General features: G+C 57.3%; 7 protein-coding genes. All 7 read right to left on the bottom strand.

The window, feature by feature from the left end; all coding sequences use genetic code 11:
* Nucleotides 1-27 precede the first annotated feature (27 nt).
* The 7 genes from KB449_RS08730 to KB449_RS08700 all read right to left on the bottom strand — a co-directional run bounded on the left by KB449_RS08730 (nucleotide 28) and on the right by KB449_RS08700 (nucleotide 14,722).
* Nucleotides 28-306, bottom strand: coding sequence for a hypothetical protein (locus KB449_RS08730; RefSeq protein ID WP_282908004.1), 279 nt, complete (start codon nucleotides 304-306; stop codon nucleotides 28-30).
* A 307-nt stretch (nucleotides 307-613) separates the two neighbouring features.
* Nucleotides 614-8,341 (bottom strand): right-handed parallel beta-helix repeat-containing protein, encoded by a 7,728-nt coding sequence (locus KB449_RS08725; protein WP_282908003.1) that lies wholly within the window; start codon nucleotides 8,339-8,341, stop codon nucleotides 614-616.
* Between the two features lie 363 nt (nucleotides 8,342-8,704).
* Nucleotides 8,705-9,361 (bottom strand): cyclase family protein, encoded by a 657-nt coding sequence (locus KB449_RS08720; RefSeq protein ID WP_282908002.1) that lies wholly within the window; start codon nucleotides 9,359-9,361, stop codon nucleotides 8,705-8,707.
* Nucleotides 9,340-11,112 (bottom strand): polysaccharide deacetylase family protein, encoded by a 1,773-nt coding sequence (locus KB449_RS08715; protein ID WP_282908001.1) that lies wholly within the window; start codon nucleotides 11,110-11,112, stop codon nucleotides 9,340-9,342. Before KB449_RS08715 ends, KB449_RS08720 begins: the two co-directional genes overlap by 22 nt.
* Before the next feature lie 15 nt (nucleotides 11,113-11,127).
* On the bottom strand, nucleotides 11,128-12,006 hold the full coding sequence (locus tag KB449_RS08710; RefSeq protein ID WP_282908000.1) for a carbohydrate ABC transporter permease: 879 nt from the start codon (nucleotides 12,004-12,006) through the stop codon (nucleotides 11,128-11,130).
* Between the two features lie 16 nt (nucleotides 12,007-12,022).
* The gene (locus KB449_RS08705) at nucleotides 12,023-12,970 is read right to left on the bottom strand and encodes an ABC transporter permease (protein WP_282907999.1); all 948 of its coding nucleotides are present in this window, start codon (nucleotides 12,968-12,970) and stop codon (nucleotides 12,023-12,025) included.
* A gap of 111 nt (nucleotides 12,971-13,081) precedes the next feature.
* Nucleotides 13,082-14,722 (bottom strand): extracellular solute-binding protein, encoded by a 1,641-nt coding sequence (locus KB449_RS08700; RefSeq protein WP_282907998.1) that lies wholly within the window; start codon nucleotides 14,720-14,722, stop codon nucleotides 13,082-13,084.
* Between the last annotated feature and the right edge of the window lie 77 nt (nucleotides 14,723-14,799).

Raw genomic sequence — 14,799 nt, 5'->3', positions numbered from 1 at the left:
TAGAAAAGGGCAGGAGAAAGGATCGCCTTATTCCTGTCCGGGAATTTCAATCCATTCGAATGGCCGCTGCGCGGCTAGACCGCCGTATATTATGATGGCGATAACGTCGATCGTCTCCTTTGGATCGACGACGGGCTTGCCCGATTCGAAGAAGGAGACCAGGTTACGGGTAAATGCGGCGAAAAAATCGGATTCCTGCTTGATGAATGCGCACTCGCCGTTCTCGTAGGTCAATCCTAACGCAAACGGACATCCCCGGCCGAGATGATGGATGTTCGCCTGCTTGCAGCCGCCGAAATTGATCATGAACGAGGCCGCCGCCGGCGTGCCCGTATACATGACTCGCTTCGGACGGCATCCCATCAGATGGACGATCGGTTCGATCTGATGAATCGAATAATTTTCGAACCTGCCCGGTCCCCAGCTTGAGATCGCCGCGATGCCGCTTCTGTCGACGGCGGCATATTCTTCGGCGAAGCGAAGCGCGGAGGTGGAGTAGTACAGCTTTGCAGCGTTATCCTTGCCCCATGACGAATGAAGGCGCCCCTGACCGATTGCTGCGGTCGGGGGCGCCTTTTTTACAGATGATTGGCGTTATTCGATTCGGCTTAGCTCACGTATTCAATCCGTTTATCCGTTGCAGAAACCGCGTAAGCATGGTGGCCGCCTCTGCGCGGGTAGCCGGTTTTTGAGGCGCCAGCATGCCGTCGGCCAGACCTTTGACGAGCCCGAGGCTCACCGCCTGACGTACGGCATCCTGTGCCCATCCGCTGACGTCCGAAGCGTCTTTGTAGGAAGTCAGCGAAGCGGCGACCGCTCCGTCGGCAGATTGCGCATCGGCCAGCGCCAGCGCCCTGGACAGCAACTGGCTCATCTGTTCGCGGGTAATGGCTGCGTCCGGATGGAAGGAGCTTCCGCCAGTTCCTTGCACAAGCCCCCATTGCGTTGCTATAGCGACCGAATCCGCATACCATGCTTCGCCTCCGACATCGCCGAACACGCTGGAAGGCGTCGGTCCGTCGCCGGTCAATCCGAGCGCGCGGACGAGCATGGCGGTGAAGGCCGCCCGCGTCACTTGCGCATCGGGATCGAACCGGGTCGGGGCCACTCCCTGCAGCAGCAGCTTGGATGCCAGCGATTCAACGTTCGCCTGCGCCCAGTGGCCCTGTATATCCGCGAACGACCGCTGGATTCGCAGCAAGACGTAGGTGCCATTCGCGCCGTCTACGATCGAAGCGAGAACGGTACCGTCGGCATCGACACGAAGCGTATGCGGCACGAAGATCAGTCTTCCCGCAGCTTCATCGTACTTCGCCAGCGTCAAACCGACAGTGGAGCCGGCGTTCGTCGCCTTTAACTGCTTGATCAGCTTGCCGGGTCCGAAGCCGTTCATCATCGTCTCTCCGTCAGCCGTTGCATACGATACCTGGAACTGAACGGCCTCGCCGGAAGCTTCGGCTCCGAGGGAAGTCGTCAGCCGCCGAATGTCCGCTTGTCGCCCGTCATCCGCTGTGCCGATTCGAACGCGGATGTCGCCGCCAGCCAGCTCGCGCTTCATTCGGCTTGCCCATCGATCAAGCGCCTTCGCAGGCAATTCGACGCTGCCTGAGTCGGTTTGAATATCAATCGCGAACGTCTTGTTCGCCGATATCCCCTGAACGAGCCACGCACCGGGCAATACGACGTCGGCGGGCGATCCGTTCTTACCGGCCGTCGCATGCAAAGTTACGACGCCGTTCCCGTCCTGCCGCAGCGCGGACAGCACTTGCTGCCGAACCTCCGGCTTGACGGTCCAGTACGTCGTCCCGTCCGGACGAACGTTCGCTTGCATGTCATCCTTATCGAGCTTGAGCGAACGATCGCCTTCGGAGCCGACGCCCGTTCCGGACCCGTTCCCTTGTCCGTTTCCAGGCGGATTCCCCGGCTCGTTCCCGGGATTCTCGCCAGGATTTTCTGTCTCCGGCGATTCTCCCTCATAGGCGCCGATATCCGGCGCGTTCACCCGGGTCGCCCCGGTCAGATCGGTCGTCGGCGCCAGATCGGCGACGCCTGCATCGATCAGAATGCTGCCTTTCTTTAATCGGAAATCGCGATTGTCCGCATCGACAAAGCCGGCGTCCGCTTCGATGCGGATGTCCGCATACGTATTGGCGCGATCCGCCTTCATGTAGTCGGCAGCCGCTTGCTTGACGTAGGACGCGTTCTTTATTTGCGGCGCATACGTCTTATACACGATTGTATTGTTGCGGAATGCATTGCCTTCGATTTCCTTGTCTTCCTCCGAATGATACATTCCGAAAACGGTCGGGTCGACCGTTGCTTCTTTGGTCGCCTGGTTCGCCGCATCCTCTACGCGGACCTTCGTGCCTACCGGAATGTCGTTGTAGAACACATTATTTTGTATGAATCCGTCGGTGAAGTTGTAGTCGAAATAAATGTCATTGTACCAGTTGTTGTAAAACGTATTGTTCGTAATTGTATTGCGCGCGCCCATCGTGGCGATGATACCGTATTTGTTGCGGCTGAATACATTGTTCACGATGACCGAATCGTTGCTGCCTACCGGCAGCCCGTACATCTGGAGGCCCCCGCCCGGGGCATTGTCGATCACATTGTTCGCGATCGTCCAGTTGTAAGCCCCGTAGCCGATATAGATGCCGTGATCCGCCTGGGACATCCGATCTTGGGCGATGTCGTGAATGTACGAATTGCGGATGGAAGAGAAGCTGCCGTCTCCCAGAATGCCCTCGGTACCGTATAGGACGAACTCCTTATTGGAAATCCCCCATATCTCGAGCTTGTTCATATCGATATATTTACTGTTGGCCGTTACCCATATTGCCGCTCCGGTGTACCCGGTCATCTTCAGCCCTTCGATCCGCCAGTAAGACGATTCGACGAACTTGATCCCGACATCCTCGCGGAATTTCGTATCCATAATGACTTCTTCGCCGGGGTAGTTTCGAACGGTGTACCACAGCTCCGGACTGCCGCCGGCTCCCATAATATCGACCCGTTCATTGTACGTGCCGCCGCGAATGAGCAGCGTATCGGTCGGCCGCAGCGACTTCATGCCTTTGCCGATCGTACGCCACGGCGATTCGAGCGAGCCATCGTTGCTGTCGCTGCCGGTCGTCGCTACGTAATACGTTTTGTTGCTGTACGGCGAGAACAGCGCGCCGATGTCGACCGGATTCAAAAACGCGACGCCGTCATACCCGATCGTCGGCGTATCCAGCTCCTTGATCCCCGCTCCTTGCAGCGGGCTGCCGGACTTCAAGCCGAACTGGTTTTGCCCCGGATCGGCGAACAGCGGGTCCCCTGTCAAGCCGTGCGCTTCTTTGCCCTGCTGCCGCAGATCGTCAAGCGTCAGGTCTGACGCGCTGCCTTCGGCGCCCACCCGGACTACCGAAGTCGTGCCGGAGGCATAGGCATTATAATCCATGTCCAGCGCCAGCACCTCCGCCGCGCGGTCCGCGACGACCGCCGTCTTGCCCGCCGAGGCGAATATATTGTTTTTCAGCTTGATACCGCTCGCGGTCGCGGCAACCTGCACGTCCGTCGAAGCGTTGCCGTAAAAATCGTTGTTGTAAACGGCGACGCCCTCCGCCGACGCACCTAGCCGCAGACCGCTGCCGCTGTGCAGCAGCAGCGAGCTTCTGACCTTCGACGTCCGGCTGTCGACGATCGATACGGCTGCCTGCTCCGCTCCGCTGACGAGCAGGCGGTCCAGCGTCGTCTGCCGGGCGTTGTCGACTTTGACCCCAATCCCAAACGAACCCTCGCCAGCGATCTCCAGCCCGTTTAATACAACATCAAGCGTGCCGTCCAGTTCGACGCCGCTGTCGCCGCTGCCGCGAATCGTCAGATCGAGCAGCGACACGTGCTCGGCACCCGCAGCGACGCGCACCGCCCGATCGGCAAATCCTTCAAAGGAAAGCCCGGCGATCGTCCAATAGCTCGTCGATCCGTCCACCGTCAGCCCGTCCTCGCTCCGGATGAGGACATCGGCTCCCGGCGCCGCCTTTAATTGATAGGGATCTCCCTTGCGTCCTTCCTTGTTGTGTATGACGATCGGCTCCTCGTAGACGCCGCCGGCCACCTCAATCGTCTCGCCCGGCTTCACCAGCGCGATAGCCTGCCGGATCGAGCGGAAGGGCGCCTCCGCCGAACCGGGATTGGCATCGTCTCCCGACGTCGACACATAATACGTATTCACATCGCCGGTATACGCGAACGCCCCGATATCGTACGGCAGCGTGCGGGGCGTCCCGTTGCGATCGACGCTCGGTGCGTTACGATCCGTCCCGGTTCCTCGTGCCGCGCTGTAGCGATACAGGCGGAAGTCGCTCCCCGCTTCATTCAAATATCCGGGCTCGTCGAGCAAGCCGGATGCTTCCAGGCCGCTTTGCTGCAACTGCGGCAGCGTCCGCGACTGCGCGGGAGACTCGACGGCGGCGACGCCCGACGTCAAGCTGCGGCTGTCGTACAGATTGAAGTCGAAGGTGTTGGCCGTCAAGCTGTCGGCCTGCTCCGCTATCCATCGTGTCGCGAATATATTGTTCTGCACGACGTTGTTCGCGGGCGACCCGCCCGCATGCCCGAAGCGCACCGATGCACGCTTCCCGCCATAGAAGTCGTTGTTGGAGATGGTGTTCCCGTCGGCGCCCGCGCCGGCAAGCGCAAGCGCCGTGTCGTTGCCGACGAACAAGTTGTTCGTCGCCTGGCCGCCCGAAGCGCCTTCGAGCGTCACGGCTGCGCCGTCTTCGTCGTAGCTGAACGTATTCGCGTCCAGCACAAAGCCGGCGCTGCCCGACAGCACGAGGCGGCCGTCGATGACCGAGCCGCGTACGGTCGCTTCGGATGTGTCCTGTATCGTCACATCCCCGAGCTGTAGGCGATCCAATAAGATCTGCCGGCTGTCCGTCACCGTCATCGCGCCGTTCAGGACAGCGCCTGACGAAGCCCCGCGGATCGTAAGCTTGTCTTTGCCGTCGATCGACAGCGCCTCCGGATAGACGCCGTCCGCCAGCTCGATCGTATCGCCGTCTCCCGCGTGCGAGAGTGCGGCTTCGATCGTACGGAACGGCAGCTCCTTCGTCCCCGGATTGTCGTCCGAGCCATTCGGCGACACATACCGGACAGCGCTGCCGTCATAGACATACGCGCCGATGTCGCTGCTGCCCGCTCTGCTCTTTCCTTCCTTGTCCTCGGCGGGCAGCCGCTCCGGATTCGCTTTGCCGATCAAAGGCGCGCTGGCAGCCGTCAGATGGAAGTCCAGCGCTGCCGGATCGCGGAACGCAGCCCCTCCGATCGTCCCGTGCTCCTCCAGTCCGAGTGAATGCATGCCTTCCAGCGTCAACCGTCCGTCTCCTTCGATGATTTCCTTCGTCAGGCCGGGAGCGTCCAGATTGTAGCTGTTGTAATCGAACTCATTCAAGGACAGGAACGACTCGGGATTTTGCAGCACCGAGCTGAATGCGTTGTTCATGAATGAATTGTCTTGCGGAATACCGGACAGATTCCTTGCCCATACATCGAATTTATTGCCATAGAACGTGTTGTTGTCGATTTGGTTGTTAGCCGTGGCGGAAGCCGCCATGCCGAGACCGTATACGTTGTCGTACACAACATTGTTGAAGATGCGGTTGTCGTGAGCGCCATCGTATAAAAACAAGCCGCCGTAATAGCCGTTGTTGCCGTGAATGACATTGTTGTACGCCGTCACATTTTTGGAGCCCTGACGAATCATAATGCCGCATTCCGCGTCGAACATTTCATTGTTGCGCAGCGTGACGTTTTGCGAATCGTGCACGATCATGGCCGTGCCGCTCTTGCTCGTGCCGCGATAGGTGAATCCGAGCCCCTCGATCAGCACGTTGCTGCTGAACAAGACATATCCGACATAAGCGGTTTGGGCCAGGTCGTTTTTGATGACCACCTTCTCGCTGGCATAGTTGCGCACATGGATGAGCGGGCTGTCCGGCTTGTTCTGCCCCTTCGTATTAATGAGCAAGTAGCCGTTGTAGGTGCCGCCGCGAATAATAAGCGTGTCGCCCGGCTGTAGCTTGCCGCTCGCATAAACGATCGTGCCCAGCGGCTTGTCGATCGTGCCGGGATTGTTGTCGTCGCCGTTCGGCGCCAAATAATAAGTGTTTCCGCCCGTCGCCGACTTCACATACGCATAAGCGCCGACGTCGATCGGCTCCTGCCTCGCGACAGCGTCCAGGTCCTCTGACGGCGCGCCTTCCGGCGTCCCGCTCCCGATGGCGACGCTTCGTTCCGGCAGGTGAAAATCAGCGCTGTCCGGCGATTGCAGACGCGCGTTGCCGATGACGCCGTGCCGTTCCTGACCGGCGGCGCGCAGCGGGTCGAGGGTCAGGCCGTGCCCTTCGACGATGCTGTCCAGATTCGGCGATTGCGTATTGTAGACGTTGTAGTCCAGCACGTTCAGCGTCAGAAATGTTCCCGCAGGCTCTGCAGCCGATACATCGGCACCCTTCAGCTTCGCGCCGAAAATATTGTTGACGAGCCGGTTGTCCCTCGGCAAGCCGTTCAGGTCGCCGCGGACATACAGATCGTAGGAATTGCCGTACATCGTATTGTTCGCAAGCGTATTCCCCTGTGTCCGCTGATCGAGAAGCTGTATTCCGTAATAGCTGTTATAGATCAGGTTGTTGAACACCTGGCCGCCCGAAGCGTTGTACAGCGTCAGCGCCCCGTTGTCGGAGCTGATGTTGTACAGCCTGGACCCCGATAATTCGAAGCCGGCCGAGCCTTCGCGCACATAGACGCCGACCGTCGCATCGTGGAATTCGCTGTGCTGGATCGTGACGTTCCGGGCGTCGTGCACATACAGACCGACGCCGCTCGTGCCGCTGTTTTCGAACGTGAACGACAGACCCTTGATCTTTACGTTGCTGCTCGACAGCACGTAGCCGGCGTAGCTGCGTTCGCCGCCCTGAATGACGGCCTTCTCGCCCATATAATTGCTGACGTAAATGGCCGGGCTTGACGGATCGCCCTTTCCTTTGCCTTCGATCAGCATGTAGCCTGGATAAGTGCCGCCCCGGATGTAAAGCGAATCGCCGGGCTGCAGCTTGCCGCTGGCATAAGCGATCGTCCCGAAAGGCCGGTCGAGCGTGCCGGGATTGTCATCACTGCCGTTCGGCGCAAGGAAATATTGCTTGCCCTGCGTTCCGCCGCCCTGACCGGCATCGTACTTGTAAGCGCCGATATCGATCGGCAGCGACCGGGTTGTCCCGTCTTTATCGGCGATGGAATAATAGGTGTCGGTGCCCGCTCCGATCGCTGCGCTCCCCTCCTGAATGCGGAAGTCGCCCGCGCCGGGATTTGCAAGCTGCGCCTCGCCGATGATGCCGTGACGCTCCTGGCTTTTGGCCTGCAGAGGGGCCAGGCTCAGCGTCGGCGAATCCGCCAATATGCGGGTCAGCGTCGGGGATTGCGTATTGTAGAGGTTGTAATCGAGTGTATTCTGATCGAGGAAGGTGCCGGGCTCCTTGATCGCCGCGCCGAAGATGTTGTTGACGAACCGGTTCGACGTCGGCGTACCGTTAAGGTCGCCCCGCACATACATGTCGTAATCGTTGTTGTAGAGTGAATTGTTGTAGAGCGTATTGCCGGCAGTCGTCTGCGCGATGAGCTGAATACCGTAGTAATTGCCCGTCATCGTATTGTTGTAGACTTGGCCGTTCTTGGCATTGTACAGCGTAATCGCGCCATTATCCGAACGGATATTGGAGAAGCTGGAGTTCGATATCGTGAAGCGGTCCGTTCCCTCCCGGACGTAGACGCCGACTGAAGCATCGCTGAACACGCTGTCGTTCACGCTGACGTCGATCGAATCGTGCATATACAGCGCTACGCCCGTCGTGCCGCTGTTCGCGTATGTAAATGTCAAATCGCTAAGGTGAATGTTGCGGCTGGACAAAATGTAGGCGGCATACGAACGCTCGCCTCCCTGGATGATCGCCTCCCCGGTGCCGTCTCCGCGCACCTCGATGGCCGGGCTTGACGGATCGGCTTTGCCTTGTCCATTGATCAGCAAATACCCCGGATACGTACCCGGGCCGACGATGAGCGTATCGCCGGGCCGCAGCTTGCCGCTGGCATACGTAATGGTGCCGAACGGTTCGCTTTGCGTACCGGCGTTTTGGTCGCTGCCGTCCGCAGCCAAGTAATAAACACTGCCGGCAACCGAAGTGCCGGTATCCCCCGTCCCGGCCGCTGCCGCTTCAAACCGCCCAGCCGGCGCGAAAAGAGTGAGCATTAAACAAAATACGATCGCCCTGCACAAGCCGTTAGCGCTTCTTTTGTTCATTTTGATGTTGTCATCTCCTTCACATCAATGGTTAGATTTGATCATGGGACATTTTCCGAGAACGCTTTCTTAATTGCACTTTTTTCTCTCCTCTTTTTCAAATTTAGGTATAGGTCTAGTACCAATACCATTATTGAACATTTCTTGTTATTCCGTCAACATCATTTGTTAACTTTGTTAACAAGTTAAACGATTTCCTGCCCGCTCTTGCTGAAAAAAGCGAGGCCTTTTAGGGCTCGCTTTTTTCGAGGATGGCGCAGCTTAAACCGGCCGTACAAAAAGGCCAGCCAGATATTCTGGCTGACCCGATAAGGGGTTGATCGCTCTCTACCCGAGACAGAGAGGCCTTGGATGGTCGGACGGTTACAGGCGCATAACAATCGCGCGACAAGGAGATGCGCAGAGCTCCGGGATAGCCAAGGGCAGCACGACAAGTTGCCAGGGAACGGCGCCTTCGGCCGCCCGCAGATTAACGAGGGGAGCGAGCAGCAAGCGGTTTTCCTTGTAATAAGCGTTCAATACGCTCAGCTCACCCTCGGAGCGCGGGTCCTGCACCGACGGCACATCCACTCCGAGCATTGAGACGCCCCGGTCGATGATCCAGTCGATCGTTCCCTCTCCGAAGTAAGGGCAGCGATCCGTATACCCTGCCCGATGCCAGTTCCGGTCCCATCCCGTCGCGATCAGCAGCGCATCGCCGGGCTGCAGACAGCCGCCGACGGCTGCCTCCAGCTCCTCCGGAAGGATCGCTTCCAGCTCCTGCTTTTCCGGCAGTTGGGCTACCCAGGCGCGCAGCACGCAGCGCTCCAGCGGCACATCGCCCAGAAGCTCCCGATCGGGATACAAATGACCGGCCGTCTCCAGATACGTCCCCGTCAGCGAGTGCAGATGCATGCGATGAGCCGCGAATCCATCCTGTTCTACCGTTGCCAAAGGCTGAACAAGGGGCTCCGGGAACGGATGGCCGTATCCCCACATCCCATTGCGGATCGTTCCCGTCAGATCAATGAGTTGGCGCAATCGCTTTTCTCCTCCTTCGGATTCGGATGAGCCGTGTCCAGCTTTAGCTCCTTGTGGACGACCGTTCGTCGGCAAGGATGACCGTAGCGGTATTCAACGGGCCCATCCGCCTGAGCCCCGTCCGGGACCGGAATATACACCACGACGCCGGGGCCGTCCACTGCGCGCTCAACGGACAAGCGACCGGGAGCGGGCTGCGACCACTTCAAGCTTCTCCTCGTATTCTCCCAAGCTACCAGTTGTCCGCTTGTCCAGAACTCGAAGCCCTTTGCTTTCGCTTGCTCCACGACATCGTTGAATCCCTCCCGGACCGCCGGGTCCGTCAGCAGATAGATTTGGTGGAACAAAAAGTGAGCGACGCCCCGGACGGATTGAACGGTGTCCAGAAAAAGCCCGATGGCGGAGCGATCTCCCCATCCGTCAAGCCCCATATCCTGGGATAGAAACCCGACCTCCAACACCTGGAACAACCGGTTCGATTCGCGGAGCGAGGCGATGGGCCGATAGGGCTGCGCGGTTCCGAAAAGAAACCCGACATTCCCCCGCTTGCTTGGACCGCGAGACTGATCAAGCGGAATGCCGTTTTGTTCGCACCACAAAAACAAATCGTCCCAGCCTTCAAATCTCGTGTAATGGTTTTTGTTGAAACCGATCCGCTGCTCTCCCGCAGCGCTCTTGAACCAGCGGCATTGATCGGCGAATTCCTCTTGGCTCCACCGGCCTCCCTGGGACTCCATCGCATTGAAGTGCAGTCCGATCTCATGCCCGTCCTCCCGCGCAGCATCGTATATGGAAGGACGATAGCCCGGCTCAAGGATGCACCAGCTGGAGCGGACCTGATGCACCGACAATATCCGCAGAGCCGTCTCCGCGCTGTCATTGTCATTCATATCGCTATCGAAGGAAATGGCCGCAATCCCTTCCACGCCGTCCGGCAGCAAATCGGCAAAGGGAAGCGTCAGGCCGATGCCGGCGCAAACGGAAACGAGATGCGACAGCCACCGCTCGCGCCAGTAATCCGCGTAAGGGTAGGCCATGTACGGCGTTCCGTTCGGCGTCTGCAGGCGATCCTTGTCCCAGTCCATCACGCCTCCGTCGTCGGCCTTCAGCAAGCCGTCATTCAGCTCGGCCGTGCCGTCCGCAGCGGGTATGCCATCCGACAGGACGGGGCCGTCTCCCTGCTGCAGCCGAACGATCGTATTCGGGATGTCGATCGCCCAGCGTTCGAGCTTCCCTTTGCCCACCCGAATCGAGACCAGAGCCGGCAGCTCGCCGCCCGAATATCCTTCCGGCTCCAGACGTCCCGCTGCGGCATACGCGATTTGCGGACGGTATCCTTCTCCGGACGCTTTGATCCATGCGCAGCCCTGTGTGAACCGAAGGCCGGTTTGGGCCGGCTCTCCTCCATCCACATAGGCGTATCCGGTCTGCGCATGACGCACCGGGCGGAAGCCCATGTCGCGTGCAAGGCCGTTCAAAGAACCGTAGCCGACCACAATGCCGCCCCGGTTCATGTAGTCGAGCAGCGCCTCCTGCGTGCGCCGAGGCAAGTCGTCGACCAATACCGCCAGCACCAGATCATACTGTCCCGACACGGCCTCCTCTACACGATCCAGCCAGCTATAAGGGATCGAACGCTGCTCCAGCAGCTCCCGTACATAACCTTCGAACACCTGAATGCCATTTGCCCATTTTTTTATAGCTGTCGTTTGCTCGAAGAGCACGCCTAGCCTGGCCAATCTATACACCATTCAACACGTCCTTCATTATTCTTTGAGCGCGCCGATCATGACACCTTTGACAAAATGCTTTTGTAAAAACGGATAAAGCAGCAAGATCGGAAGTGTCGCGATCATAATCGTGGCATATCGGATCGTGGCGCTGACCTGCGTCACATCCTGCTGCGGAACGTTGGCCGTCAACTCGCTCGTCTGGGCATGAATCAAGATTTCTCTGAGCACCAGCTGCAGCGGGTACAAGGAACGATCCTGCAAATATACCATCGCGGAAAACCAGGAATTCCAGTGGGCAACGGCGTAAAACAGCAGCATGACCGCCAGTCCCGGCTTGGAGAGCGGCAGCACGACCGACCAAAGCACCCGTATATCCTGAGCGCCGTCTATTTTGGCCGACTCGATCAGACTCTCTGGAATCGTCTGGAAGAAGGTTCTCAGCACGATCAAATTGAAAGCGCTGACGGCGGCCGGCACAATCAGAACCCATCTGGTGTTGTAAAGCCCCAGGTCCCTGATGTTGAGATACGACGGGATAAGCCCTCCGCTGAAAAACATCGTGAACACGATCATCGCCATTATCGCGCTGCCTCCGAGCAATTGCCGGCGGGACAACGGATAGGCGCCCAGCGTCGTCATGATCAGATTCAATAACGTTCCCGCGCCGACATAAAACAGGGTATTGGCGTATGCCTCCCAGATTCGGCTATCTTTCAGAACGAGCTCGTAGGCCTGCCAGGTGAACCCTTTCGGCCATAGCGTAACGTCTCCGGAAGCAACAGCCGCAGGCGAGCTCAAGGAAGATACGGCTACATACCAAACGGGGAATAGAAACAGAAAGGATGCTGCTGTCAAAAACAGGACATTTACGATATCGAATGCGTAATCTCCAACCGATCGTTTGCCTACCATGTTCTCGCCTTCCCTTCTACCACAAGCTGTTGGATGTCAAGCGCCGACTCCAGAAGTTGGCGGCCACAAGCAAGCTGAAATTGATGATCGAGTTGAACAACCCGATCGCCGCCGAGAAGCTGTAGTTGGCTTCCTGAACACCGCGCCGGTAGACATAGGTCGAGATGACATCCGCAGTCTCGTAAGTCGACGGCGAATACAGAAGCAATATTTTTTCCCAGTTGCTGTCCATCAACGATCCGATATTCAGAATCAAGAGGATGACAATCGTATTTTTAATACCCGGCAGCGTAATATGGATCAGTTGGCGCCAGCGATTGGCGCCATCCATGACAGCCGCTTCGTAGAGCGACGGACTGATGCCGGACAGAGCGGCCAGATAGATGATCGAATTCCATCCGACATACTGCCACAAGGAAGAACCGACATGGATCGTGCGGTACCAGCTCGATAGGGAGAGGAAATCGACAGGTGCGTCAATGACGCCCAGCGACACCAATAGCTTGCTGACCATGCCGTCGGGCCCGCTGAAGTTGACGATCATTCCGCAAATAACAATCAGTGAAATAAAATACGGCAAATAGGATAATGTCTGCACCACGGACTTAAACCACTTGTTCCGAACTTCATTTAACAGAAGCGCAAGAATAATCGAGGCCGGAAAGATGACGGCCAGGGAGTACACGCTGAGCAAAATGGTGTTGCGCAACAGCCTCCCAAAATAAAAGCTCTCGAAAAACTGCCGGAAATGCTTGAGCCCTACCCAATCGCTTCCGTTAATGCCCGCATACGGATTAAAATCTTTGAAGGCAATAATCGCCCCGTACATCGGCTTATAGTTAAAGATAAGAAAATAACCGACGACCGGAATGAGCATGAGATACAAATATCGATTGGTGCGAACTTGCTTCCAAATCCGGAAAAAACTCCGGTCCGCCTGTTTTTCGCCTGCCACACTGTTCACCGTTCCACCTTCTTGTCCGAAAAATCGCGACGCTGTGCCGGTTCTCCTGCGATTGCCGGCTGCCGCAATACGTTGCGGCAGCTTTTTGCAATCGCTGGTCAAACCAGGGGTTTACTGTTGAATAAATCGGTCATACGCCTTTTGGTACTGCTCCAGAACAACCGACAACTTCATTTTTTCTACGTTTTTCAAGTATTTATCGAAGTTGTCCAGCGGCAGTTGGCCATTGACGAAGTTGGTGCTCGCTTCTTTGATAAAGGAGCTCAAATCCGCCATGATCGGCGCTATGATATCCGTTTCTTCTTTTGTAAACTGCAGAGGCGGCAGTTTTTTCTTGAGATCGATGTACGAGGCGAACTGCGCCGTCGGACTTGTCGCCTGTCCATTCGCCGCGTTCATTTGCAGCGCTCCGTCTACATTCGTGATGGTCGGCCACGCGCCGCCGCCGATCGTTTGGCTAAGAATCGCGACCGAAGGCGGCGATCCGTCCGCCGGCTTGACGATTTTATCCGTGTACACCGGTTTGCCGTCCTGCATGGTGTACCCTTCCCCTTCAACCCCGAAGTTGTTCAAAATAACGCCTTCTTCGGAGAACTGATAGTCCAGCCACTTGATGATCTCCTCCGGCTTATCCGTTTTGGAAGAGACCGCAATGCCGAAGGAGGACGCGGGCCAGCGATGGGAAGTATGCCGCTGATCCCCGTTCGGACCGACTGGCGGCAGCACCGGACTGACTTCAAAAGAAGTGGCGGCGTCCTTTTCTTTCATCAACGCGGTAAAGGTGCCCATATACGAGCCGGCCCAACCGAACCAGGCGCCGGCTTGACCGGATAGCACTTTCTCGCGCAGCGCGGCAAAATCTTTCGGTGACGTATCCAGCAGATTTTCGGCATCCAGCTTGTGCATGAAGGCCATCAAATCCTTGAATCGCGGATCGTACGGACCGTACTTGACTTTTCCGTCTTCCACAAAGAAGCCAAACTCGATGCCGAATGCCGGGGCGAACAGACCGGCGGCTCCGCTGGCGCCGTTCATGCCGCTGTCGAGACCGATGGAAACAAAAGGAGACTCGTCCGCTTTTCCGTTTCCGTTCGCATCCTTTTCGCGAAATGCTTTAAGCACCGTGTACCAGTCGTCTGTCGTCTTCGGGGCTTCAAGACCAAGCTTGTCCAACCAGTCCTGTCTCACTTGCGGGAACATTTGAACGAGCAGCGTGGAATCGAGAGCCATATTGGGAATGTAATAAATATGGCCTTCAGGCGATGTAATTTGACCCCGGATTTCCGGATTTTCATTTAATACCCGTTCGAGATTGGGCGCTTTCTCGCGAATGAGATCTTCCAGAGGCAGCAGTGCGCCGCTATTGCCGTATTTGGTAGCCTGCGCATCCCAATTGTAGTAGTAGATCATATCCGGCAAGTCGCCGGAGGCCATCAGCAGGTTGAACAGATTTTCAACATCCGCATCGCTTACATGTTCGAAGTTGATATGAACATTCGTTTCTTTTTCCATTTTTTGAAAGGACGGTTTTTCATTGTAGTTCTTGCCTTTAAAATCGGCGGTTAGCGGGATCCATAACGAAAGCTCGGTTGGCTTGGAAACGCTGGCATCTGCAGATGTCGGCGATGTCGACGATGTACCGATTGCATTGCCGGACGAGCCGGAACACGCGCCAAGCAAAAACGCAGGCACCATTGCCGCCACTACCACTGTTGACACGCATTTGAAAGTTCTACGGATTTTCAGATTCAAGCTGAACCCTCCCGATCTTTTCTATATGATCTTATCTCCGTGCGATTACCCCCGTCCGTCCCCGCCGCTCGGCCTGG

The sequence above is a fragment of the Cohnella hashimotonis genome (assembly GCF_030014955.1).
GTDB lineage: Bacteria > Bacillota > Bacilli > Paenibacillales > Paenibacillaceae > Cohnella > Cohnella hashimotonis.
This window is presented reverse-complemented; position numbering and strand designations above follow the sequence as displayed.

Bases quoted from the DNA above. Each gene is read 5' to 3' on its own strand.
- KB449_RS08715 (WP_282908001.1), bottom strand. From the start codon at position 11,112: ATGGTGTATAGATTGGCCAGGCTAGGCGTGCTCTTCGAGCAAACGACA.
- KB449_RS08725 (WP_282908003.1), bottom strand. From the start codon at position 8,341: ATGAACAAAAGAAGCGCTAACGGCTTGTGCAGGGCGATCGTATTTTGT.
- KB449_RS08730 (WP_282908004.1), bottom strand. From the start codon at position 306: ATGATCAATTTCGGCGGCTGCAAGCAGGCGAACATCCATCATCTCGGC.
- KB449_RS08710 (WP_282908000.1), bottom strand. From the start codon at position 12,006: ATGGTAGGCAAACGATCGGTTGGAGATTACGCATTCGATATCGTAAAT.